The sequence below is a fragment of the Polyangium sp. 6x1 genome, from assembly GCF_029946515.1.
Lineage (GTDB): Bacteria > Myxococcota_A > Polyangia > Polyangiales > Polyangiaceae > Polyangium.
Genome location: NZ_JARZHH010000037.1, coordinates 15,618 through 40,332, shown reverse-complemented (window position 1 = coordinate 40,332; position 24,715 = coordinate 15,618). Strand labels below are relative to the sequence as shown.

General features: G+C 69.0%; 18 protein-coding genes. 11 read left to right on the top strand and 7 right to left on the bottom strand.

What is annotated here, in order from left to right:
• Window positions 1-7: 7 nt before the first annotated feature.
• Window positions 8-1,993, bottom strand: coding sequence for a DUF4215 domain-containing protein (locus tag QHF85_RS29730; protein ID WP_281330733.1), 1,986 nt, complete (start codon window positions 1,991-1,993; stop codon window positions 8-10).
• A gap of 180 nt (window positions 1,994-2,173) precedes the next feature.
• On the opposite strand from QHF85_RS29730, the gene QHF85_RS29725 reads away from it, so the two are divergent.
• A complete protein-coding gene (locus tag QHF85_RS29725) occupies window positions 2,174-3,097 on the top strand; it encodes a glycine cleavage T C-terminal barrel domain-containing protein (protein WP_281330732.1) in 924 nt (307 codons plus the stop codon).
• A gap of 76 nt (window positions 3,098-3,173) precedes the next feature.
• Here QHF85_RS29725 and QHF85_RS29720 read toward each other — a convergent pair whose 3' ends face one another.
• From QHF85_RS29720 to uppS, 3 genes are all read right to left on the bottom strand, one after another.
• Window positions 3,174-4,499, bottom strand: coding sequence for a Glu/Leu/Phe/Val dehydrogenase (locus QHF85_RS29720; protein WP_281330731.1), 1,326 nt, complete (start codon window positions 4,497-4,499; stop codon window positions 3,174-3,176).
• Window positions 4,500-4,682: 183 nt separating this feature from the next.
• Window positions 4,683-5,489 (bottom strand): phosphatidate cytidylyltransferase, encoded by an 807-nt coding sequence (locus QHF85_RS29715; RefSeq protein ID WP_281330730.1) that lies wholly within the window; start codon window positions 5,487-5,489, stop codon window positions 4,683-4,685.
• Window positions 5,490-5,516: 27 nt separating this feature from the next.
• Window positions 5,517-6,293, bottom strand: a complete 777-nt coding sequence (gene uppS / locus QHF85_RS29710) for a polyprenyl diphosphate synthase (RefSeq protein ID WP_281330729.1) — start codon at window positions 6,291-6,293, stop codon at window positions 5,517-5,519.
• Between the two features lie 113 nt (window positions 6,294-6,406).
• On the opposite strand from uppS, the gene QHF85_RS29705 reads away from it, so the two are divergent.
• Together QHF85_RS29705 and QHF85_RS29700 are read left to right on the top strand one after the other, a co-directional pair.
• The gene (locus QHF85_RS29705) at window positions 6,407-7,744 is read left to right on the top strand and encodes a 3-keto-5-aminohexanoate cleavage protein (RefSeq protein WP_281330728.1); all 1,338 of its coding nucleotides are present in this window, start codon (window positions 6,407-6,409) and stop codon (window positions 7,742-7,744) included.
• Window positions 7,745-7,778: 34 nt separating this feature from the next.
• A complete protein-coding gene (locus QHF85_RS29700; RefSeq protein ID WP_281330727.1) occupies window positions 7,779-10,292 on the top strand; it encodes a hypothetical protein in 2,514 nt (837 codons plus the stop codon).
• A gap of 49 nt (window positions 10,293-10,341) precedes the next feature.
• On the opposite strand, the gene QHF85_RS29695 is transcribed toward QHF85_RS29700, so the two are convergent.
• Complete coding sequence (locus QHF85_RS29695) at window positions 10,342-10,932, bottom strand: sigma-70 family RNA polymerase sigma factor (protein WP_281330726.1); 591 nt, start codon at window positions 10,930-10,932, stop codon at window positions 10,342-10,344.
• A gap of 407 nt (window positions 10,933-11,339) precedes the next feature.
• Window positions 11,340-12,440 (bottom strand): DUF882 domain-containing protein, encoded by a 1,101-nt coding sequence (locus QHF85_RS29690; protein ID WP_281330725.1) that lies wholly within the window; start codon window positions 12,438-12,440, stop codon window positions 11,340-11,342.
• Between the two features lie 203 nt (window positions 12,441-12,643).
• Between QHF85_RS29690 and pilM the strand changes: the two genes are divergently transcribed.
• From pilM to QHF85_RS29655, 7 genes are all read left to right on the top strand, one after another.
• Window positions 12,644-13,702 carry a type IV pilus assembly protein PilM gene (gene pilM / locus QHF85_RS29685; RefSeq protein WP_281330724.1) on the top strand — a complete coding sequence of 353 codons (1,059 nt, stop codon included), beginning with the start codon at window positions 12,644-12,646 and terminating at the stop codon, window positions 13,700-13,702.
• A complete protein-coding gene (locus tag QHF85_RS29680) occupies window positions 13,699-14,337 on the top strand; it encodes a PilN domain-containing protein (RefSeq protein WP_281330723.1) in 639 nt (212 codons plus the stop codon). The genes pilM and QHF85_RS29680 overlap by 4 nt, the downstream gene beginning before the upstream one ends.
• Window positions 14,337-14,981 (top strand): type 4a pilus biogenesis protein PilO, encoded by a 645-nt coding sequence (gene pilO / locus QHF85_RS29675; protein WP_281330722.1) that lies wholly within the window; start codon window positions 14,337-14,339, stop codon window positions 14,979-14,981. Before QHF85_RS29680 ends, pilO begins: the two co-directional genes overlap by 1 nt.
• Window positions 14,978-15,613, top strand: a complete 636-nt coding sequence (locus QHF85_RS29670) for a pilus assembly protein PilP (protein WP_281330721.1) — start codon at window positions 14,978-14,980, stop codon at window positions 15,611-15,613. Before pilO ends, QHF85_RS29670 begins: the two co-directional genes overlap by 4 nt.
• Before the next feature lie 45 nt (window positions 15,614-15,658).
• A complete protein-coding gene (gene pilQ, locus QHF85_RS29665; RefSeq protein ID WP_281330720.1) occupies window positions 15,659-17,962 on the top strand; it encodes a type IV pilus secretin PilQ in 2,304 nt (767 codons plus the stop codon).
• 44 nt (window positions 17,963-18,006) lie between these two features.
• Entirely contained in the window at window positions 18,007-19,947 is a 1,941-nt protein-coding gene (locus QHF85_RS29660) for a hypothetical protein (RefSeq protein ID WP_281330719.1), read from the top strand.
• Between the two features lie 390 nt (window positions 19,948-20,337).
• Window positions 20,338-22,401 carry a MopE-related protein gene (locus QHF85_RS29655; protein WP_281330718.1) on the top strand — a complete coding sequence of 688 codons (2,064 nt, stop codon included), beginning with the start codon at window positions 20,338-20,340 and terminating at the stop codon, window positions 22,399-22,401.
• 27 nt (window positions 22,402-22,428) lie between these two features.
• On the opposite strand, the gene QHF85_RS29650 is transcribed toward QHF85_RS29655, so the two are convergent.
• Entirely contained in the window at window positions 22,429-23,883 is a 1,455-nt protein-coding gene (locus QHF85_RS29650; protein WP_281330717.1) for a DUF4419 domain-containing protein, read from the bottom strand.
• Between the two features lie 110 nt (window positions 23,884-23,993).
• Here QHF85_RS29650 and QHF85_RS29645 point away from each other — a divergent pair, with 110 nt between their 5' ends.
• Window positions 23,994-24,713 (top strand): hypothetical protein, encoded by a 720-nt coding sequence (locus QHF85_RS29645; RefSeq protein ID WP_281330716.1) that lies wholly within the window; start codon window positions 23,994-23,996, stop codon window positions 24,711-24,713.
• Window positions 24,714-24,715 lie beyond the last annotated feature (2 nt).

Below are 24,715 nucleotides of genomic sequence, written 5' to 3'. Positions count from 1 at the left end.
CCCGGTTTCACTTGGGTGATTCCATCACGCATTTCTGATCGCAGCCGTCGCCGGGCGTCTTGTTGCCGTCGTCGCACGACTCGAAGCCCGTCTGCACGACGCCGTCGCCGCAGCGGGGCCCGAGCGTGCAGCCGGCGGCGCATTCGCCGTAGCCGCCGTCGTTCGTCCCGTCGTCGCAGAGCTCACCGAAGAGGCTGTCGATCTGGCCGTCGCCGCAGGACGCGGCCGCCTTGCAGCCCGGCGCGCAGCCATTGCCGTACGGGGTCAAATTCACGCCGTCGTCGCACGCCTCGTTGCCCTCCGGCTGTACGATGCCGTCACCGCAATACGGGCCCTTCTTGCAATCGGGCGTGCACGAGCCGTAGCTGCCGTCGTTCGTCCCGTCGTCGCAGGCCTCGTTCGGGGTGACGATGCCGTCGCCGCAGACGCTCTGGCAGGTCGACTTCGTGTTCACGAAATTCGAGAGCGTGAGCCTATAGTTCGATTGCGTCGTGTGTCGCTCGGCCTGGAGCACGACGGTCTCGTAGATCTTGCCGACCTCGAGCCCGAGCTCCACCGCCTTCGCCGCGTTCAGCAAGACGCTGCCCGTCAGCGCGCCGTGCACGCCGCCGAGGTTCACCGCGAGCCGCTTGTTCACGAAGACCCACACGTCGTCGTCGCCCGTGAAATCGAGCTGCTCGTTGCCCTTGTACTCGAACCAGTACCGGACCTCGCTCGTGAAATGGAAGTTGTTCGCGTTCCCCTCGTTGCCGAAGCCGAGGCCGTTCAGCGGGAAAAACGTCGTGTCGTCGAACCGGTACGCGCCCGAGGGCAATTTCGTGAGCGTGAGCTTCTGCAGCACCGTGAAATTCACGCCGGCGACGTCGTGGTACCATTGATCGAAGTTCGCTTTGCCCGAGGTGGTCGGCGTCGTCGGGTTGCCCGCGTAGACGGGTTTGCCGTCGGGTCCGAGCATGTTCTGCACGATCCCGAGGTCGCTGCCGTTCGGTCCCTCGAAATCGGGGTGCGCGATCTTGAAGTCGCGCAGCACGATCGGGATCTCCAGCGAGTCCCCCGCGTTCTCCGCGACGTCCTGGCAGGAAAAACCAGGCTCGATCTGGCAGGTCGCGGAGCAGCCGTCGCCGCTCGCCGTATTGCCGTCCTCGCATTGCTCGTCATCGCCCGGAAGCTTGAGCCCGTCGCCGCAGGTCGACTTGCACGCGCCCATCGCGCAGTCGGGCTCGCGCTGGCAGAACGGCGTGCAGCCGTCGCCCATGTCGTTGTTGCCGTCGTCGCAGGGCTCCTTGCCCTCGACCACGGCGTCGCCGCAGACGGTGGGCTTGCACGGCATTCCAGGCGGACAAACCCATCCGATTTCGAGCTGGCAATTCGCGTCGCAGCCGTCGCCGGCCGCGACATTGCCGTCCTCGCATTCTTCCTGTCCCGCGAGGATGCTGTCGCCGCACGCGGCCGCCTGGCAGGACGCGCCGATGACCGGGCATTGCCAGCCGAGCTCGACCTGGCAAAGCGTGTCGCAGCCGTCCCCCGCCGCCGCGTTCGTGTCGTCGCACGTCTCGGCGCCCGTCACCTTGCCGTCGCCGCAGACGACCGTGCTCACGCAGGCCATGCCCGGCATCGGGCACGCGTAATCCTTCTCGATCGTGGTGCAATCGTTCGAGCAGCCGTCCCCCGCGTCCACGTTGCCGTCGTCGCACGTCTCCCCCGGCTCGATGACCCCATTGCCGCACACCGGGCCGCACGGCCCGCCGTCACAATCGACCCCGCCAGCGCCCCCCGCGCCGCCAGCGCCCCCCGCGCCGCCGGAGCCACCGGAGCCGACGAAAAGGCCCCCGCCCTCGCCGCCACCGCCGGAATCGCCGCCGTCGGGCGCGCCGCCGCTCCCCGTTCCGCCCGGCGTCCCGGGGTTTTCGCCGCCTCCGCAGCCCGCGGCGAGCGCGGAGGCGAGGGAAACGGCCGCGAGGGGGAAGAAGAGCAAGGCGTGGTGACGTCGCATGGGCAAGCTCCTTGGCTGGGGGGCTGGGTGTCCTTTGGGGACAATCTTGAAAGATAGCGCGAACGGGCGAGCGCGCTCGCACATGGCAAGGGCTTGACGGGTCCGCTGGCCCGCTCTAGCCCGAAGAGCCCCGAGGCCTTGCCCCGATCCCGTCCGAACCCCCATGAAGCTCCGAGCCCCATGAGCGAAAACGACATCGCCCCGCTGCGCCGCGCCCTCGCCGAAGGCGCGCTCCTCCTCCGCGCGCCCGAGCTCGGGACGCTCTCGGTGCGCGGCAAGGACCGACAAACCTGGCTGAACGGCATGATCACGTGCGACCTCGCGCCGCTGAAAGCAGGCCAGGGCGCGTATGGATTCGCCGTCGCCAAGACCGGCAAGATCCTCGCGGAGCTGCGGATCCTGATCGACGACGACCGCATCCTCGTGGGCGCGCCGCGTGATCGGATCGCGACGCTCATCGAGCACTTCGACCACTACGTGATCATGGAGGACGTCGAGCTCGAAGACGCGAGCGCGGACGTCGCCTGGATCGTCGCGCATGGCCCTGGATCGAAGGATCTGCCGGCGCTCGCGCGCGCGCACGGCGCCCTCGCCGCGGCCTCGGTGGACACGTCGGGCAAGGGCGGGGCGCTCTTCGCGTTCGAGCCCGCGGCCGCGGACGCCGCGCTCGGACGCTTGGAGCGCAAAGGATCGCCGCCCGTGCTTCTCGCGGAGGAAGCGGCGTGGGAGGCGCTCCGCGTGGAGATCGGCCTCGGCCGCTGGGGCAAGGATTTCTCCGAGGAGAACTACCCGCAGGAGGCGTCGCTCGAGCCGCTCACGGTCTCGTTCCAGAAGGGCTGCTACCTCGGGCAGGAGGCCGTCTTCATGCTGCAAATGCGCGGGCACGTGAAGAAGAAGCTCGTGCCGATCTCGATCGAGGGCGACGCAGAGGTGCCCGCTTCCGCGGAGATCACCGATCCCACGGGCAAGGTGATCGGCAACGTGACGAGCGCGGCGAAGGGAACCGAGGCGGGTCGCGTGCTGGCGATCGGGTACGTGAAGTACAAGCAGGCGACGAAAGGCACGGCGATCTCGGTCGCGGGGCGGCCGGCCGTCGTTTCCTGAGGATTCGTTCGAAAAAAAAGCGGCGCGCGGACCTTCCGTCACGCGCGCCGCAAAGACGGCTCTTACCCGGATTGGATCAGGGGAAGATGTCGCGCTCGCCGTAGGCCGCGGCGATTCGCTGGAGCGCGACGGCGTAGGCCGCGACGCGCATCGAGCACTTCTTCTGCCGCGCGAGCTCGACGACCTCGCGGTAGGCGCGCTGCATTGCCTTCTCCAGGCGCTCGTCGACCTCTTCGAGCGTCCAGTGCTCCGAGCGCTTGTTCTGCACCCACTCGTAGTAGCTGACGGTCACGCCGCCGGCGTTCGCGAGCACGTCGGGCAGGATGTCGATGCCGCGATCGATCAGGATCTTTTCGCCCTCGGGCGAGCAGGGGCCGTTCGCGCCCTCGGCCACGAGCCGCACCTGCAGCGCCTTCGCCTCCTCGATGCCGATCTGGTTCTCCAGCGCGGCCGGGATGAAGATGTCCGCCTTGATCTTGAAGAACTCCTCGCGGCTGATCGTCTTGCCGCCCGGGTAGCCCGCGATCGAGCGGTTCTTCTTGACGTAGTCCTGGAGCTTGTGGGGGTTGAAGCCCTCGGGGTTGTAGAGGTAACCCGAATGGTCGCCGACCGCGATCGTCGAGGCGCCGAGCCGCGACAGGATGAGCGAGGTGAACGAACCGACGTTGCCGAAGCCCTGCACGATGAGCGTCGCGCCGCCGAGCTGGAAGTCGCGCTCCTCGGCCCACTCCTGGATCGTGTACACGAGGCCCTGGCCCGTGGCCTTCTCGCGGCCCAGCGTGCCGCCGCAGGCGACCGGCTTGCCCGTCACGACGCCCTTCACCGACTGGCGGAAGAGGCTGCCGACGGTGTTCATGTACGTATCCATGGCCCACGCCATGGCCTTCGCGTCCGTGCCGACGTCCGGCGCCGGGATGTCCGTGTCCGGGCCGATGTTCGAGCCGAGCGCGTGGAAGAACCGACGCGTGATCCGCTGCAGCTCGTCGCGCGAGACCTTGTTCGGGTCGAACTTGACGCCGCCCTTGCCGCCACCGAGCGGCAGGTTCATCAGCGCGCACTTCCAGGTCATCATCGCCGCGAGCGCCTTGACATCGTCGAGCGAGACACCCTCGTGATAACGAATGCCGCCCTTGTACGGGCCGAGCAGGTTATTGTGCTGGACCCGGTAGCCCTTGAAGAGCCGGATCGAGCCGTCATCCATCTTCACGGGGAAGTTGATGATGATCTCGTTCTTCGGCTGGCTGAGGATCGTCTTGATGTACTCGGGCAAATCGATGACGCGGGCGGCCTCGTCCAGATAGCCCTGTACGACCTTGAAGAACTCGTACTTGTGGTGCTTCTCGACAGCGGCTGGCGGCACGCTCACAGACCCGGCTGTGCTCACCGTCTGGTTGTTATCCATGGGTGGCCGTTCTAGTCCGTGCCAAAGCCCAAATCCATTTTTTGTTTCGCGGTTCTGCGCACGCGCCGCGCGTCATTCGCGGATGACGCGCGTCATCGGAGCTTTTGCGAAAAAATTGCCATTTGTGCGGTGCAACATCGAGGCCACGCGACGACACGCGTCATTGGGTGGTCACTCGATCGATCAAGGGCGAGGCCAGAAGAAGAGGACGTAGATGTACGTAAACGTCCCCGTCACCATCAGCGCGTCGACACGATCGAGGATGCCGCCATGGCCAGGGACGATGCCGCCCGAGTCCTTGACCCCGGCCGATCGCTTGATCATCGACTCCGCGAGATCTCCAGCCTGTCCGGCCGCGCCCGCCACGAGCCCGAGCACGATCGCGTGCTCGAGGGGCAAACTCTTCAAGTAGAAATAGTGCCCCACGACGGCCCCGACGACGGCCGCCGCGAGCCCGCCGACCGCGCCCTCGACCGTCTTCTTGGGGCTGACCGCCTCGTAAAGCTTGTGTTTGCCCAGGAACCGGCCCGCGAAGTACGCGCCGGTGTCGCTGAACCACGAGAGCACGAGCGCGAGCAGCACGAAGCCAGCGCCCGAAGTACCGGCGTCGCGCCGCAAGAGCGCGAGCGAGCCGAGGCCGCCGCCGAGGTAGAGCGGGCCGAACCCCATCGCCATCGCGCGGAGCGCCGCGGTCTCGATCGACCCGAGCCGCGCGAGCGTGATGAAGAGCGCGACCGTCGGCAGGAGGAAGAGCAGGGCGACGAGCGCAGCCGCGTTCGTCGTGAAGAACCAGAGCGTCGCCATCACGCCGAGCGACAAGAGGACGCCGAGGATCCGCGAGGCGCGATCCTGCGGGTGCGTCATGCCGAACAGCTCGATCGCGCCGACCGCGAGCGCGAGCGCGAGGAAGAGCGCCCAGCCCCACGTGGGAGCGCGATAAAGCAGCGCGAGGAGGAGGGGGATTGCGATGACCGCCGAGAGGAGGCGCATCGCGAGATTGCTACGGGCAGCCAAGGTTCAAACCCTCATCGCCCCGCCGTCGAGGGGCGAAGCCGTGCGCGGAGACGTAGCATGCGAAAGGACCCGACCGAAGCGCCTCTCGCGACGCTGGTAGCTGGCGAGCGCTTCGAAGAGGTCTTCCTCCTTGAAGTCGGGCCAGAGGACGTCGGTGAAGGCGAGCTCGGCGTAGGCCGCGCCGAAGAGCAGGAAGTTCGAGATGCGATGCTCGCCGCCCGTGCGGATGATGAGGTCGGGCTCGCCGACGCCAAGGCTCGGCAGGCGAGCGGCGATCGCCCGGGTGTCGATCGTCTGCGGGTCGAGCTTGCCCTCGCTCGCCTCCATCGCGAGGTCCCGCGCCGCCCGCGCGATCTCCTCCTGCCCGCCGTACGAGAGCGCCAGCGCGAGCGTCATCTTGCGGTTGTCCCCCGAGGCCGAGCGCAGCGGATCGAGCGCGTCGCGCACGAACGGCGGCAGTCGCTCGAGGTCGCCGATCGCCACGAGCCGGATTTCGTTGTCGAGGATCTCGTTTCGCTCCGCGACGAGAAACTCGTGCAAGAGCCCCATCAGCGCGTCCACCTCACCCGTCGGCCGCGCCCAGTTCTGCTCGCTGAACGCATACAAGGTCAGCGCCGTCAGCCCGAGCCGCCGCGCCGCCCGGACCACCCTCCGCACCGCCGCGCTGCCGGCCTTGTGGCCAGCCTCACGAGGTTCGCCGCGCAATTCGGCCCAGCGGCCGTTGCCGTCCATGATGATCCCGACGTGGTGTGGGAGGTTGCTCGCGTCTACGTACGTCATCACAGTCTCGAACGCCCGAGGGGTTCGGGGCGATTCGGAGCCCCGAGCGCGATCCGCGGCGCGGCGCAGTTTCCCCTGTTGACTACCGACTGTCGACTGTTGAGTCTCCCGCCATGAGCATCGGCCTAGGTTTGACCGTCACGCTTCGCGTTCGTATCGGAGCCCACGACGCCCACTACGCGGGCGAGCTCGTCGATGGAGCCCGGATCCTCGGGCTTTTCGGCGACGTCGCCACGGAGTTGCTCATCCGGCTCGACGGCGACGAGGGCCTCTTCCGCGCCTACGAGGCCGTCGAGTTCCTCGCGCCCGTCCGTGCCGGTGACTACATCGAGGCGACCGGCGTCATCACGAAGGTCGGCAACACGTCGCGCACGATGGCCTTCGAAGCGCGCAAGGTCGTCGCCAACGTGCGCGATCCGGCGCTCTCGCCCTCCGCGGCGGACGCGTTCGCCGAGCCGGTCGTGGTCTGCCGCGCGATCGGCACGTGCGTGGTGCCGAAGGATCTGCAGCGCCGGCCGCGCCTCGTGCTGCCCGCGCTCTCGTCGCCCGGCCCGGAGCTCGTCGCCAAGTTGCCCGAGCCGCGCCCGATCATCACGCCGCCTCCGCACGTGATCGTCACGCCGCCCGAGTCGCCGCTCGTGCTGACGGCCGCGATCGTGGGCGCCGAGGTGACGCGCGCGCACACGCCCTACCTGCCGATCACCGCGCAGGAGCTCGCCGACGAGGCCGCGCGCTGTCGCGACGCGGGCGCCGCCGTGATCCACCTGCACGTGCGCAACGCCGACGGCACGCCCTCGCAGTCGAGCGAGCTCTTCGGCGAGGCGATCGCCCGCATCCGCGAGAAGACCGACGTCATCATCCAGACCTCGACCGGCGGCGCCGTCGGCATGAGCGTCGAGGAGCGGCTCGGCCCGCTCGCGTGCAAGCCCGAGATGGCCACGCTGAACTGCGGCACGATCAACTTCGGCGACGACATCTTCGTGAACACGCGCCCCGACATCCGCGCGATCGCCCGCCGCATCCGCGAGGCCGGCAGCATCGCGGAGCTCGAGTGCTACGAAGTCGGACACATCCACGAGGCGCTCGCGCTGCTGAAGGAGGGCCTCATCGGCGCGCCGCTTCACTTCCAGTTCGTGCTCGGCGTGCCCGGCGCCATCATGCCGAGCGAGGAGGTCGTGCTCTTCATGCGCTCGCAGATCCCCGCCGGCGCGACCTGGGCCGTCGCCGCGGTCGGTCGCCACCAGAGGCCCATGACCGAGCTCGCGATCAAGCTCGGCGGCCACGCGCGCGTCGGCCTCGAAGACAACATCTACCTGGAGAAGGGCGTCCTCTCCGAGGGCAGCGCGCCGCTCGTCGCGCGCGCCGCCGCCTACGCGAGGAGCCTCGGCCGCGAGATCGTCGATCCCGATCGCGCCCGCGTGCTCCTCGGCATCAAAACAACCGCCGCGTGATCGTGCGATCCCAAATCATCCCCGTCCGGAAGCCATGACGTCGCCGCGAGGCACCTTTGTCGATACCCTCGCGGCGCACGCGCGCTCGCGTGGACCGTTCGTCCTCGGGATCGCGCTCGTCGCGCTCCTGATCCGCGTCGCCACGAGCCCGGCGCCTCCCGCGCGGAGCGTCGAGGCCGTTGCGGCCATGCTCGGCGCCACCGTGGGCGGCTCCGTGCGGCCCGAGGACTTCGTCTGGGAAGAGCGCGGCGGTCTCGTGCACGACGCCATGATCGGCCGCCGCGTGCTCTTTCTGGCGGCTCGGCCATCCGGAGCGAACGCTGCGCCCACGAACGATCTCTACCGCGCGGAGGTACGCATCTCGCGCGGCGGTCGTCCGGTCGCCGTGCGCAGGGTCGTCAACCTGACGAACACGCCGCTCGGGCACGAGCACGACCTCGTGGCCCACGGTCGCTGGGCCGCCTACGCCACCAGCGCGGACGGCCTCGTCCAGGGGATCACGATCCTCGATCTCGCGGGCGACGCAGCCGTGCAGGCCGCGCGTACCCGCAGCGAGCGGCTGCGCGCCTCCGTGGAGAACTGGCTCTCCGAGGGCGCGCTGCGCGGCATCGGGGAGATCGCGGTCCTCTTCGGCGCGCCACCCAAGGAAGCGCGCTTCGAGCTCACGGAGGACATGCTCGTCATGGCCCTCGGGCAGGACGCGTTGCCCGCCGCGGTGACGCTCTCCGACGCGTCGGTGAACCCCGGCCCGCGCGACGAGCACGCGCTCTCCGCGCAGCGCCTCCCGCACGACGTGACCCCGTGGTCGCCTTTCCTCGAAGCGACCACGCGCGAGCTCGTCGGCGAGGGCTCGGCAGGTCGCGTGAAGCGGATCGTCACGAGCCTCCGGACGACGTCGATCCGCCTGCGCGAGGCGACCGCATCCCCGCCGCCCGAGCTGCCCGCCGCGCCGTCGACGGAAGCGCCCTCGGACGAGGGCTTCCCGCCGCCCCGCGTGGCCACGAAGCGCGACCGGACGATGCCCGGCGAGGGCCTCTGGCTCCCGGCGCCCGCGCCCTTGCCGATGAGCAAGCCCGAGGCGCCGCCGGCCCTCTTCACGACGATCGTCCGTCCGGATCCCGATCGCCCGCACGCCGTCGTGCACCTCGTCGCGATGGATGGCAGGCGCCTCGAGCTGCGCCCGATGCCCGGCACGCTCGCGCCGCGCACCCCGACGGGCCTGCGCGGCGAGGGACGCATCCCGGCCGCCGACGTGCCCGCGGCCGTCGCCGTGTTCGCGGGTGGCCCGCCGGCAAACGCGCCTCCGCTCGGCCTCGTCGTCGAGCGCCGCACCTTCCTGCCGCCGCAACCCGACGCCTCCACGCTCGCCGTCGATCGCTTCGGCCGTCCCTCGATCGGCGCCTGGCCCTTCGGCGCGGACGTGCCGCCGGCGATCCGCTCCCTCCGGCAAACCGGCGCGCCGCTGGTCACGTCCGGCCACGTCGGAAAACTCTCCGAGGCCGACGCGGTCCTCGCCGATCGCTCCGCGCTCTGCGTGACCGAGGCGGGCCACCTGATCTACGGCTGGGGCGAGGCCCTGCCCGCCGAGCTCCTCGCGCGCGCGCTCGTCCTCGCCGGCTGCCGCGAGGCCCTTCCGCTCGCCACGAGCCCCGATCCCACGGGCATCGGCTTCTTCCAGCGAACGGGCGACGAGATCAGCGCCAGCGTGCACGCGGCCGGCATGTCCCTCGCGCCCGCGCGCGCGCTCTCCGGCTCGCCCACCGAGCTCGTCTACGTCGTCGTGCGCAAGGCGAACCCGGATGCGCCGCTGCCCGAGGGCGTCGCGTGGGAGCCGGATCCCGGCACGCAGCCCACGCCGCTCTGGCAACCGGGCATCTACACCGCGACGGTCTCCAAGCTCGGCGCGCAGGTGCGCGTCGCGTGGTTTGCCCCCGAGCGCTTCACCTTGCACATCCGCGCCGGCGAGAAGGAGCTCTCGCATCGCTTCGGCGGCACCTTCCCCGGCGCGCTCTCCGATGCCGAGCGTCCCCACGTCCTCGCCGCCGTCGGCCTCGGCGCGGGCCGCCGCAAGGGCCCGCGTGGCCTCGCGATCGACGGATCCATCGGCCTCAAGTTCGCCCCCGGCGCGGGTGCGCTGGTCGTCGGCGACGGCCCTGTGCGCATCGACAAGAGCGAGGCCTTCACGCCCACGCCCGACGCCGACGCGACCGAGCTCCCTCTCACCGCGGACGAGGGAAGGCCTCTGCCCGAGGCGCGTGTCGTCGGCTCGATGCGCCCGCGCGCGGCCCTCTGCGCGCTCGGCGATGGCGCGGTCCTCGTCGCGACGACGACCTTCGACACCGACGAGGCCACGACCGAGGCGCTCGTGGATGTGGGCTGCACGCGCGTCGTGGCGCTCGATCGCGGCGCGCATCTGAACGCCTTCGTCCACCGCGCCGGCGGCGAGACCGCCCCCGAGGCGCGCTACGAGCAGACGACGCTCTACGTCCTCGAGAGTCCCATGCGAGGCCGCGCGTCTGCGCTCCTCGGTCCTGCAAAAGCAAACTAGTTCCGCGGTGCCTCTCTCCCGGGAGGGAGAGGGGGGATGGAGCCGCCGTCTAGGCCGCGGCGCGCTGGATGAGGATCTTCAGCCGCCCGAGGGCGCGCGCGTGGAGCTGCGACACGCGCGGCTCGCTCACGCCGAGGTGCGCGCCGATGTCCTTCAGCTTCACGCCGTCGAAGTAGTGCATCCCGACGATCTGCCGCTCGCGCTCGGGGAGCTGCTCCATCGCCCGGAACAGCGCGCGGTACGACTCGCGCGCCTCGAACGCCGCCGCCGGGTCCTCGTCCTCGGCGATGAGGTGCACCTGCTCTTCGACCGGCGTCAGCTCGTGCAGGCTCACGAGGCACGTCGGCCGCGCGGTGCCCGTCTCGCCATCCCGCGCCGCCGTCACGGCAGCGCGCCTTCGCCGGCTCAGCCAGTCCTGGGCGCGCAGCTCGTCCACCACGGCGCCGCGGATGCGCATGCGCGCGTACCACTCGAACGTCTCGCCCCCGTTGCCACCGTTCCTGCGGAGCGAGTCGAGGAGCCCGAACACGCCGGCGGCGAGCAGGTCGTCCCGCAGCACGTTCGCCGGCAGCCGCCGCGCGATCTGCGCGACGATCTGGTTCACGAGCGGCAGGTAGCTCTTGAGGGTGTGTGGGCACACCGGTGCCAACCCTCCCTCCTGCGCCGCCCGCCCGCGCCGAGGCCGCACATCGGACGGCGGCGCCTCGGGGAGCGAGCGGCGACCGACCGTGCTGGCAGGCTCTTGCGGGGCGCAGGGGGACACCATGGCCGTACACCCGCTCAGATCCGCCTGGGCGATGACGGTCGCGTCTCGTTCCTGAACATCCTGTCGGTGGAAGTAGGACTGCTGCATCTGTTCAGGGACCTCGTGATGTAAGCAACGTTCGTGGCACATCCTTGTGAGGTGGCAAGGAGCGGCTCGTCCCAAACGTACACTGGTCCCGTCCTCCAGAGAAGGACCGCAAACGAATCTACACCACGGATTCTGCACCAGGAAATTCCCTCAGAGTCTCAGGAAAATCCCTAACGCTTCCTACCGAGGCAGGGTCAGTTCTGACCCGCCTTCGGCGTGTTTCGATGCGTCGGATCCTGGGTGCTGGAGTTTCCAGTTGAAGGATCAACGACTTGCGAAGGGGGGGGATGGGTATCCCCAGACCCACCTCCCTGCGCAGGGGGTGTGGTCGGCGTTTCTTTTCCTGCCCCAGCGGGGGCAGGGGTCGCGCCCGAAGGCGCTTGATCCACGTCCGCCGTCGACTCGTCCGCGGAGGCCTGGGCCACTGGGGAATCGTAGCGTGGCGCCTCACCGGGTCGGGAATAGTCGATCCAGAAGGCCTTCGTGGTCCGGACGTCGAGGTGAACGAATGTGCTGTTCGGGTAGTAACCTACCCCAGCATTGCGAAAGGTCCGACAGAAATCGCGCAGCATCGTGTTCGGCACGCCCTCGATGCTGAAATCCATCGCCCTGCCCAGGTTGTGGTTGGAGTGCTTGGTGTACTGGGTGGGAGAATAGGGTCGGAACCCACTCGTGATGTGGATCGTACGCCCGCCAAAGTGATCGCTGACCATGCCGATCAGCGTGGCGAGGCGCGGATCGATCGCGGTCTTCGCGCCCGAGGGCCCGTGCCGCATCATCTTGCCGAGCCCCGTCAGCGCCGACGGCACGAGCCGCCCGTGCTTCGTGAGGAGCTGCGTCTCCAGCCGCTCGCTGCCGCGCACGAGCTTCACGAATCCCGGCCGCTTCGGCTTCATCACGAGCGGCTCGGGCTTCGCGGGCTTCGGGTCGCCCTTCTTTTTTCCCTTGCCAGCGGCGGCGCTCTCCTTCGCGTCCGCCTTCTTGCCATCCTTGGCCGCCCGCTGCGCCGCCGCCTTCTTCGCGGCCTCCGCCTCTTTCCCCTTCTCGGGGATCACGAGCTCCTGGCCCGGCTTGAGGAGCTGCCCGGGCCGCAGCCCATTTGCCGCGCGGATCGCCTCGACTGTCGTACGATACCGCTTCGCGATCTGGACGAGGACCTGCCCCTTGGCAACGACGTGAACCACGTCCCCCGCCTCGGCGCAGACCGAGAAGAGCGCGACCGCCGCGCCGGCCATCAAGGCGGCGCAGCGGAGCCGGAACGAAGAACGAGCCGGTTTCGAGGCGAAAGCGTCCATGTGTGATGTATTCAACGTTGCCTGGGGGCTCGATACGGCCACGCACCCAAGGCTGTCTTACCTTCGGTACGCGGAACCGTTCGATGCGTAAAGCACTATTTTGGCCGCGGATTGGCGGGGGTGCGATGCTGGCTCGGACCCCCTCCCGGGGTCGGGCCGGCGGAGCCTGCGCGCGCCGCTGTTACGAGGACCAGGACTGATCGATGGCGGACGGAAACAACCTGGTGGGCGTCGACATCGGCTCGAGCGCCATCAAGGTGTGCCAGCTCAAGGAAGGTCGCAAAGGGCTGTCGCTGGTCCGGGCCGGCTACTGCCCGCTGCCGCCGCAGAGCATCGTCGACGGCCACGTGATGAACGCCTCGGCGATCGTCGCGGCCGTGGGCCGGGCGCTCGCGGACGCCAAGATCAAGCAACGCGAGGTCGCGCTGAGCATCAGCGGTCAGGCCGTGATCATCCGCAAGATCACGGTGCCGCTGATGACCCAGACCGAGCTCGACGAGCAGATCCAGTGGGAGGCGGAGCAGCACATCCCCTTCGACATCAAGGACGTGCACGTCGACTACGAGGTCCTGCGTCGCCGCCCCGAAGCCGGGCAGATGGACCTGCTCCTCGTCGCCGCGAAGCGCGAAGAGGTGAGCGACTACCTCGAGGTCGCGCGACAAGCAAAGCTAAAGCCCCTCGTCCTCGACATCGACGCCTTCACCGTCCAGAACCTCTTCGAGTACGGGCGCGGCATCCCCGCCGATCAGACGTTCGCGATCATCAACGTCGGCGCCTCGCTCACCTCGATCAACATCGTCTCGCGCGGCGCGAGCTCGTTCACGCGCGACATCCCGAACGCGGGCAACTACGTCACCGAGCAGATCCAGAAGCAGCTCGGCGTGACGTTCGAACAGGCCGAGGAGCTCAAGTGCCAGAGCGTCGCGCAGCCCTTCGGCCCGGCGGCCCAGGTGCCGCCGATCGTCGACGCCGTTTGCGACACGATCGCCGGTGAGATCCAGCGCTCGCTCGACTTCTTCCTCGCCACGAGCGGCGAGCCCGAGATGCACCGGATCTACCTCACGGGCGGTACCTCGAACCTGCCCGCGTTGCCTGCGGCGATCTCGCGCCGCTCGCGCGTGCAGGTCGAGATGCTCCAGCCGCTCGAGCGTGTCGCCGTCGAGGGCAAGGACGTGAGCGCCGACATGCTCCGCGCCCGCGGCTCGCAGCTCTGCGTGGCCCTCGGTCTCGCCATGCGCAAGGACAAGGAGAAGCGCGCGTGATCCGCATCAACCTCCTGCCGCACAAGCGCGGCGCGGCGACGGGGGCCCCGAGCCAGCGCTGGCTGCTCGTCGTGCTCGCCGTGGTGCTGCTCGAGATCGTGGGGCTCTTCCTCTTCTACCAGTCGAAGCGCGAGGAGCTCGACGCGCAGAACCGCACGAACGCGCAGCTCAAGAGCCAGATCGACGACATCAAGCGCCTCGTCGCCGACCACGAAGACATCAAGAAGGCCCTCGCCGTGCTGCGCGCGCGCGAAGAGGCGATCGTGAAGCTCCAGGCAGGGCGCAGCGGGCCGACGGCCGTCTTGCTTGAGCTCGCGCAGATCATGTCGACCGGCAGGGGGCCCTCGGCCGATCCGGACAAACTCGCGAAGCTGCGCAAGGACAACCCCCTCGCCGTCTTCAACCCGGCCTGGGACGCGCGCAGGCTCTGGCTCACGGCGTACGTCGAAGGACAACGCACGGTGCGCATCGAGGGCCTCGCGCGCGACGGCAACGACGTCTACGAGCTCGCGCAGCGGCTCAAGCTCTCGCCGTACTTCTACGAGGTCACGCTCTTGCCCGGGAAGAAGGACGAGGACCGCACCGCGAAGATCGATCTCGTGAGCTTCGCCCTGCAGCTCAAGGTGAGGTACTGATGGCCGCCAAAGCACCCGCGGCGGGGAGCTCGTCGCTCGATCGTCTGCCCCTCGCCGGCAAAATTGGCGTCGGCCTGCTCTTCCTGACGCTCGTCGGCGCGCTCTTCTTCGTCTTCGTCTACGAAGATCTCTCGAACGACCTCGCCGCCGCCAAGCAACGCGAGGGCACGCTGCGCGGCGAGCTCCGCGCGGCCGAGGCCGTGAAAGAGGCCTACCAGAAGGACCGCGACGAGAAGATCCGCAGCGAGGCGCGCGCCGAGCAGACGAAAAAGATCCTGCCCGACGAGCCCGAGACGCCCGCGTTCCTCGCCTCGCTCCAGCAGACGGCCACCATCGCCGGCGTGAACCTCACGAGCTGGACGCCCGTCGACGAGGTCCCGCAAGAGTTCTTCGCCAAGGTGCCGATGAAGCTCACGCTCACCGGTCGCTACCACCAGATCGCAAAGTTCTTCCACGGCGTGGGGCAGATCGACCGCATCATCAACATGGAAGACATCCAGATGAAGCTGTCGACGAAGACCACCTCGGCGAAGCCCGATCAGCCCGTCGAGCCGGAGGTCACCGTCGAGTGCCTCGGCACGGCCTTCCGCGCGCTCAAGCTCGACGGCAAGGACGGGGCGAAGCGAAGGGGGACCGGCAAATGAAGAGCCCGCGCGCGAAGCTCGGGATGCTGCTCGTCGCGCTCGTGCCGACGGCGCTCGCCGCCGGCTGCGAGGACGATGAGCTCTGGGTGCCGCCGCCGAGCGCGACCCCGCCGCCTGGCGCCACGCCCGACGGCGGCGCAGGCACGGGCGCGGACGGCGGCGCCCTGGCCGCGAAGAGCGAGCCACCGGAGCTCCCGCAGCGCGAGTTCCTCGAGGCCGACTTCACCGAGACCGAGAAGAACCGCGACCCGTTCCGCGGCTTCGCGAGCGTCTTCGCGCAGCAGGCCAAGAGCCGCACGGTGGTGCAGCGGACGGTGGTGATCGAGCGATACGGGCTCGACGAGCTCAAGCTCTCGGGCCTCGTCACGCGCTCGCAGCCCCGCGCGCTCTTCATCGACCCCGCGAACGTGGGGTGGGTCGTCAAGGTCGGCGACTTCGTGGGCAAGCCCGAGATCGTGCGTACGGGCGGCCCGGCGGGGATCGACGTGGCCATCAACTGGCGTGTCGACCGCATCCGCGACGGGGACGTCGTTTTTGTTCGCGAGGACCCGGCACACCCGGAAATCGCCCCCGTCACGCGAGTGATCGCGCTCTTCCCCGAAGAAAACGCGGGCAACGAGGCCCGGCGGTAACGACGAATTAGGCCCCTTCCGCGCGGTTTGGGTAGCATCGGGCGCATGCTGACGAAACCGCGCTCCGCGATGCTCCTCGGGGCGCTCCTCTCCTTCGCCTCCGCAAGGGCCTACGCCGACGGCAATACGCGGCTCGAGGTACGGGACGTCAAGCTCGCCGCGGTCGGCAAAGGCGAGGCACGCGTCTCGGTCACGACGAGCGCCGAGCCGCGCTTCTTCGCGCGCGTCGACGGCGGCGGAAAGCGCCTCGTGATCGACGTGTCGGGCGCCGAGATCAAGGGCGCGCCCGCGGCCATCACGCAAGGCAACGCGCTCGTCGGCGGCGTCCTCACGCAGACCTTCGATCAGGACGGCAAGAAGATCACGCGCGTCCTCGTGCAGCTCGCGCGCACGGCCGAGTACCGCATCAGCGCCACGTCCACGGGCCTCGTCGTCGACCTCGCGGCTGCGGACGCGACCGCGCCGATGCGCGCCGCCACGCCCGTGGTCACGTCGTCGTCCGCCGCGCCGAAGGCCGAGGAGCGCAAGGCCGAGCATGCGGCGGCCGGCGCGGCCGTCACGAACGTCCGCTACGACCATCAGGCTGGCAAGGATCGCGTCACGGTCGAGCTCAACGAGAGCGTGAAGTTCTCGCACGTGACCTCGGCGAGCGGCCGCTCCATCCTCGAGCTCGAAGGTGTGCGCTTGCCCGACGCGCTCGAACGCAAGCTCGACGTCAGCGCCTTCGGCGGCACGATCACCGCGATCTCGACGTACCGGCGCAAGAGCGATGCGTCCCGCGTCGTCGTCGAGGTCGAGCCCAAGGGCGACGCGGTCGGCGTCGCCTCGCGCGAGGGGAACACCCTCGTCCTCACGTTCGCGGACAGCGCGGCGCACCCGATGCTCAGCGGCGTCGGCGCTGACGGCGGGGCCGCGCGCCGCGTGCGCACGGTCGCGCGGGAAGAGGACGTCGCAGGGGCGCCGAGCACGTCGCGGGCTGCGGAGACGACGGCGTCTGGCGAAGAGGCCGCGGGCTTCTTGCCGACGACGCTCGCGCAGCAGCGCCGCTTCACGGGCCGGCGCATCGACCTCGACCTCAAGGACGCCGACATCCACAACGTCCTGCGCCTCGTCTCCGACGTCGGCCGCGTCAACATCGTCACGTCCGACGACGTGAAGGGCAACATCACGATCCGGATGCGCAACGTCCCGTGGGATCAGGCCCTCGAAACGGTCCTCCAGGCCAAGGGCCTCGGCATGGTCCGCCAGGGCAACATGATCCGCGTCGCGCCGCAGGCCGAGCTCAACAAGGAGCGCGAGCTCGACCTCGCGCGCAGGAAGAGCGAGCTCGCGCTGGCGCCGCTGGAGACGCGCCTCATCCCGGTGAACTACGCCGTCGCCAAGGAGCTCCAGGCGCGTGGCAAGGATCTGCTCTCGCCGCGCGGCTCGCTCGCCGTCGACGAGCGCACCAACGTCCTCGTCGCGCGGGACGTCGCGGGCAACCTCGACCAGCTCGAAGAGCTCGTGCGCGCGCTCGACACGCAGACGCCGCAGGTCCTCATCGAGGCGCGCATCGTCGAGGCCACGAGCCGCTACCTGCGCGACGTCGGCATCCAGTGGGGCGGCGACGGCACCTTCAGCCCGGCGACGGGCAACCCCACGGGCCTCGTCTTCCCCTCGCAGATCGGCGTCACCGGCGGCGCGAGTGATCAGGCGACGCCCACGGGCGGCCTCTCGCCGTTCCAGAACACCGTCCAGAACCCGAACTTCGCGGTCAACTTGCCGGCCATCACGGGCACGGGCCTCGGCGGCGCGATCGGCATGACGCTCGGCTCGATCGACAACACGGTCAACCTCGCCGTGCGCCTCTCGGCGGCCGAGGCGAGTGGCCTTTTGCGGATCGTGTCGAGCCCGCGCATCCTCACGCTCGACAACCGCGAGGCGCGCATCAGCCAGGGCACGCTCATCCCGTTCTCGCAGATCAGCGCGCAGGGCGTGCAGACGACGTTCCAGGAGGCGAAGCTCCAGCTCCTCGTCAAGCCGCACGTCACGAGTGACGGCAGCGTCTCGATGCACGTCAAGATCAACCGCGACGAGCCCGACTTCAACCAGACCTCGGCGCGCGGCGATCCCACGATCTTGAAGCGCGAGGCCGAGACGGACCTGCTCATCATGGACGGCCACACCGCGGTCATCGGCGGCATCTTCACGCGCAACACCGGCCGCAACCTCGATCAGGTCCCCGTCCTCGGCGACATCCCGATCCTCGGCGTGCTCTTCCAGCGCCGCCGATCGAGCGACAGCCGCAGCGAGCTCGTGATTTTCATCACGCCGCGCATCGTGAATCGGGCGGAAGCGCTCGGGAAGTAAGGTCGTTGACAGGTCCCTGGGAAGCCGGGTAACTGGCGGCCCAAATGACCTCGAACGACCTCCGATCCAAGCGCTCCTCGTTTTTCCTTTCTCGCGTCTTCCTCGGCATCTGGGGCACGGCTGCGCTCGTCGCGATCGTCGGCTGTGACGACGGAGCCGGCACGTCCGGCGCCGCGGGCGCGCCCTCCACGGGTGGCATGGGCGGGACCGGCGGGATTGGCGGGGCGGGCGGCGTCGGTGGAATGGGCGGCGTCGGTGGAATGGGCGGCGTCGGTGGAATGGGCGGCGCCGGCGGAATGGGCGGCGCCGGCGGAACGGGCGGCGCCGGCGGCGCCGGTGGAATGGGCGGCTCCGGCGGAACCGGCGGCGTCGGCGGGACCGGCGGAATGGGCGGCGTCGGTGGAATGGGCGGCTCCGGCGGGCAGACCTGCGTCGAAGAGACCTGCAACGGCGTCGACGACGATTGCGACAATGCCATCGACGAGGACATTCCCGGCGCCGGCATGTCCTGCGACACGGCGCTCCCGGGCGTCTGCGCGGCCGGCACCACGGCCTGCAAGGATGCCGCGCTTTCCTGCGTGCCGAACGTCCTTCCGAGCCCCGAGGTGGCGGATGCGCTCGACAACGACTGCAATGGCATGGTCGACGACGGCCTCGCGCTCGGCAAGGGGCTCTGGGCCAAGGGGTACGGCAGTGACACGTCGACGCAGAGCGTGACCCGCATCGCCTCGGATTCCGCGGGAAACATCGGCGTCATCGGTTGGATGACCGGCGGGTTCGTCACGTTCGGCGGCCCCATCATGACCGTCTTGGGCTCGGAGGATGCGTTCCTCGTCAAGCTCGACCCGAACGGCGGCTTCTTGTGGCAACAGCAATTCAGCGCCTCGAACAACCTCGGCTGGGTCTCGGCCCTCGCGTTCGATGCGACCGGGAACGCGTATACGGCCGGTTATTTCGTCAGCAACCTGACCGTGGGGAACACGACCCTCAATCCGATCGGCGGCGGCGGGGACATTTTCATCCTCAAGCACGACGCCGCCACGGGAGCGGTGCTCTGGAGCAAGGTCTTTGGCGAGTCCACCAACTCGCAAGGCGTGTCGGACCTCGCGACCACGCCGGCCGGCAACCTCGTGGCCACGGGGACCGTGAATGGTGGCGCCGTGAGCCTTGGCGGCGCCCCCTTGGCCGGATCTTCCACCGACGCCATCCTCGCCATGTACGACGCCACGGGCACTCATCTCTTCAGCAAGCGATTCGGGGACGGCTCGAGGCAGTCCGGCAAGAGCGTCGCCGTCAATGCGGCGGGCGAGATCGCCCTCGCCGTCGACATCGAGGGCACGGTCCATTTCGGCGGCGGCGTGCTCACGTCGGCGGGCTTCGCCGACGTCGCGATCGCGAAATTCGCTGCCGATGGGACCCACCTCTGGAGCAAGCGTTACGGCACCGCGATGGAGCAGAACGTCAACAAGGTCGCCTTCGATGCGCAGGGCAACCTCCTGCTCGCGGGCACCCATTACGATCCCATCGATTTCGGATGCGGGCCCGTCTCGCCGCCGAACAACCACGGATTCTTTGTGGCGAAGCTCGATCCGAACGGCGCGTGCCTCTGGACGAAGACCTACGGCACGACCCCTGTCAAGGGGGTGAACGCAGCCAGGCTGGCCGTGGATCCGGCGGGCAACGTCATCGTGACGGGGACGTTCCTGGGCAGCATGGACCTCGGCGGCGGCATGATGACCGCCGTGGAATCGTCTCCGGATATCTTCGTGCTCAAGCTGAGCTCCACGGGCGCCTATGTGTGGAGCAAGCACGACGGCGACCCGGTGGAGTACGAGACGGACACGTGCAACGACGTGGCGACCGATCCGATGGGGAACATCCTGCTCGGCGGTGATTTCGGCGGCAACATGAACTTCGGCTCGGGGACGATCTCGGCCGTCGACCTGAACACGCAGGACGCGTACGTGGCGAAGCTCTCGCCCTGAAGGCACCCCGCCGCGCATCGTCCACCGCGCGAAACCGCTTGAAAAACCGCGTCTGCGTGTCCCGAGGGGCGCTTGCAACGCGTGCAAACCGCACTTTGCGTGTACAGGGAGCCGCTTGCAACGCTTGCAGGCGGCTCTTTGTGCGTTCAGGGAGCCGCTTGCAACCGTTGCAAACGGCTCTTTGCGTGTACGGGGAGCCGCTTGCAACGCGTGCAAACGCCTCTTTGTAGGGTCATGGCGCCGCTTGCAGCGCGTGCAGGCGGGGTCCGGTACGCGCAAAGTGCGGTTTGCACGCGTTGCAAGCGGGGGAAGGGACGTGCATCGCGCGGAAGCCCTGGGGGCGTCGGGCTATTGACAGGTCACGGGAGAGCCTGATACCTGGCGGCCCGAATGACCACGAAGGATTACCAACTCAAGCGTTCGTACTTTTCCCTTCCTCGCGCCGTCGTCGGCGTCTGGGGCACGCTTGCCCTCGTCGCGATCGCGGGTTGTAGCGACGACCCGAGCACGTCGACCACCGCGGGCACCTCCTCCGGTGGCAGCGGCGGAGCGGGCGGCTCGATGCAGACCGGCGGCATGGGCGGGACGGGCGGGACCGGCGGGATCGGCGGCATGGGCGGGACCGGCGGGACGGGCGGGATGGGCGGCGTCGGCGGGATGGGCGGCGTCGGCGGGACGGGCGGCATGGGCGGCGCCGGTGGAACGGGCGGCGCCGGCGGCCAGAACTGCGTCGCCGAGACCTGCAACAACTTCGACGACGATTGCGACGGCGTGATCGACAACGGCAATCCCGGCGGCGGCGCCGATTGCGACACGGCGTTGCCCGGCGCGTGCGGCGCGGGTCATACCGCGTGCACGAGCGGCAGCCTCGTCTGCAAGGCCGACGTCGCGCCCGGATCGCAGGCCGAGACGTGCAACGGCGTCGACGAGGATTGCGACGGCACCGTCGACGAGGACGTCGCGGGCGTCGGCATGCCGTGCGACACGGCCCTGCCGGGCGTCTGCGCAGAAGGCACCACGGCGTGCAAGGACGCCGCGCTCGGCTGCGTGCAAAACGTCATGCCGAGCGCCGAGGTGGCCGATGGGCTCGACAACGATTGCAATGGCATGGTCGACGACGGCCTTGCGCTCGGCAAGGGGCTCTGGGCCAAGGGGTACGGCAGCGACGCGTCGACCCAGAGCGGCTTCCGCATCGCCACCGATTCCGCGGGGAACATCGGCTTCATCGGCACGATGAGCGGCGGCAACGTCAATTTCGGTGGCGCCACCATGACCGTGTCGGGCTCGGCCGACGCATTCCTCGTCAAGCTCGATCCGAACGGCGGCTTTTTGTGGCAGCAGCAGTTCAGCGCGACGAACCAGCTCGGTCACCTCAATGCCCTCGCCTTCGACCCGACCGGCAACGTCTTCACGGCCGGATACTTCCTCAGCGGCATGACCGTGGCGGGCAAGACCTATAACCCCATCGGCGGCAGCGGGGACATTTTCCTCCTCAAGCACGACGTCGCGACGGGTGCGGTGCTCTGGAGCAAGGTCATCGGCGAGAACACCGACTCGCAAAACGCGTCCGACGTCGCGGCCACGGCGGCGGGCGGCGTCGTGGTCACCGGGACCGTGAACGGCGGCCCCGTGAACTTCGGCGGCGGCGGCTTGAATGGGTCGTACGCCGACGCCTACCTCGCCCTCTATGACGCCGCGGGCAACCACGTCTTCAGCAAGCGATTCGGGGACGCCTCGTTCCAGTACGGCAAGAGCGTTTCCGTCAATGCGGCGGGGGAGATCGTGCTCGCCGTCGACCTCCAGGGGACCATCAATTTCGGCGGCGGCGTGCTCACGTCGGCGGGCAACAACGACATCGCGATTGCGAAGTTCGCCGCGGACGGGACGCACCTCTGGAGCAAGGTCTACGGCTCCGCGTCGACGCAGGAGATCTTCCGCGCGGCCGTCGATCCGCAGGGCAACATCCTGCTCACGGGCACGCACCAGGACGCCCTCGACCTCGGCTGCGGGCCTGTGACGCCGCTGAACAACGCGGGGCTCTTCGTGGCGAAGCTCGATCCGAGCGGCGCGTGCGTCTGGACGAAGACCTACGGCTCGACCCCTGCCAAGGCGTTCTACAACCCGACGCTCGCCGTGGATCCGGCGGGCAACGTCATCGTGAGCGGTACGTTCCTCGGCAGCATGGACTTTGGTGGCGGCGTGGTGAACGCCGTGGCCTCGTCGCCCGACATCTTCGTGCTCAAGCTGAGCCCCACGGGCGGCTACGTGTGGAGCAAGCAATACGGCGATCCGGTCGTGTACGAGGGCGACACTTGCAACGGGATCGCGACGGATCCGATGGGGAACATCGTGCTCACCGGCGAGTTTGGGGCCAATATTGATTTTGGTCTCGGGACGATCGCGTCTGGAGATACGAACACGTCGGACGTGTTCGTGGCGAAGCTGTCGCCCTGAGGAAGGGGAGCGCCTGGGGCCGCCGCCTCATGCTTGGGGCGGCGCGCCCAGCTCGGCCAGCCTTTCGCGGACCCATTGGTTCTGCTCGGGCGTGAGGCTCTGTTCGAGCGCGCGCTCGAGCGCCTCGATGGCCCCCGGTCGATCCCCCGCCATGATCAGCACGTGACCTTTCCGCGAGAGCGCCGTCCCGGCGTAGGCCGGTTCGCGGGCGGCCAGGTCGAATTCTTCGACGGCGTCGCTGCGCATCCCTAGTTCCAGGTAGAGGATGCCGCGATCTAAATGGGTCGCCGCGTCTGCCTCCGCGTCGTTTTCACGGTGCACGATCCATCCCGCGTCGGCAACGTCGAGATCGAACACGAACGGCTCCGACGACCGATCCTGGATCTCCACGGGTTTCCTTCGTTCTGGGGGCGCCAGGGCGACGCCGTCTTCCTCATCGAACGTAACGCCGGGTTGCTCGCGCCTCTCCCGCACGAACCAGCCGATCGCGGGCCGGAGCGCGAGGGTCGCCGGATCCTGAGCGATCCCCACGAAACCCCCGACGAGCTCCATGGCGACAGTTTGCTCCTCGGCGCGTTTCACGAAAGGCGCGACCGAAAGGCCCGTCGTGAAGGACGTGTGCTCGTTCCCCGATTCGTGCTTCATCCACGTCGAGAGTGGCGCCGTGCACGCCGTCGAGAGAAGCACGTTGATCCACCCCGTGACCACGGGCGTATCTCCGCCGCACACCTCCTCTCCGGATGGACGGAGGACGGTCTCCTTGTAAATGGATTGCCAGAACTCCACGTCGACGTCTCCTTCCGACGCCGCCACGAACTGGTCGAGGATGTCGAGGACCACGGCCGTCCACGCCGCCAACCCGAATTCGCCGAGCACCGCGGCGCGCTTCCGGAGATCCCGCCAATCGGCCGGCGTGCCGAGCAGCGTAATGGACGGAATGCCGCAGATGACGAAGAAGCTGTACTCGAAGTAATGCTGGAGCGTGTCGAGCAGGGCGATCTGGAACGCCGTTCGTTCGATCGGTCCGGTCGTGGAAAACCCCGCCACGAAGAGGTCGCGCTTCTTCCCGACCTCCTCGGCGACGCCCGCCGTGAGCGCGTCGATGGCCCCGCGCCACGCCTCGACGTCTTGCCCCGGCTCCTCCGCAAGCGCGACGATGATGTCCTTTTTCCCCTGGTGCCGCACGAAGCGCTCCCGCAGCGCCTCGGCGTTGTCGTTCACGTGGAGCGCGAGCCCCTGCACGAGGCAGAGCCACACATCGTCCGGGGCGAGCGTCAGCGGGCGGTGCTCCGCGTACGCGAACGCGACCGCCTGCAGGAACGGGTGCATCCCCTCACTCAGCTCGTTGTCGAGCTCGATGATCTCGGGCGCGTTGCACGTCGAGGCGATCGCGCGCTCTTTCTCGCGAAGCTTCTCTGCCGCAGGGCTCGTACCGAACGGGCGGTGTGCGAGCTTGACCGACGAGACCTCGAAGGTGCGCATGACCACCGCATCGTACGGTGATCCCGCCCCCCGCGTCTACGCGCGCGCCGGGCCAAGAATCCGCCGCCGATTTCTTTGCCTCTCGCCCGTCGGCCGCTAGGTTCCCCCCGATGAGTCCGCATTCGAACTGGTTCCGCGCGGCCACGGCGGCCCTCCTCGGCCTCGCCTCGGCGGGCGCATGTGGCGCGGCCATGCCGGAAGGCGAACCGGTGGGACGGAGCCACGCCTCCACCGACACGGAGGCGGACGCGCTCGCCCGCAAGGCGGAGGAGTCCGGCGATCCGTCGAAATGCCCCCACGGCGCCCTCGAAGACCCGCATCACGGATTCGTGCGTTGCTTGCGCCCCGACGAGCGCGACGCCGGCTGGCTCCCGCCGCCCCCGCAACCCGAGCCGCCCTCGCCGGACGCCGGCCCGCCGCCTCCGCCGCCGCCGCCGCCTCCGCCGCCGCCGCCACCGCCTCCGCCTCCGCCCGAGAAGCCCGCGGAAAAACCGAAGCCCGGCCCTCCGCCCCTCGTCACGGTCGCCGCGCCGAAATTCGAGGGCGGCGAGGTGCCGCGCGCCGAGAAATTCATCAACTCGAACCTCGAAGGCATTGCCAAGTGCATTGCCGACAATGGTGGCCTCGAAGCGGCGAAGGGCTCGCTCAAGGTGAGCTTCCTCGTCCGCGCGCGCGGACGCGCCGAGGGCGTCGAGATCGAGACCAAGAAGGGCGTCACGGAGGAGGCGGCTTCCTGCATCCGCCTGCTCCTCAAGAACAAGGCGGTCGGCGCCCCGAGCTCGGATCCCGTCGGCGTCACGGTCACCTTCTCGCTCGAACGACCTCGCTGACG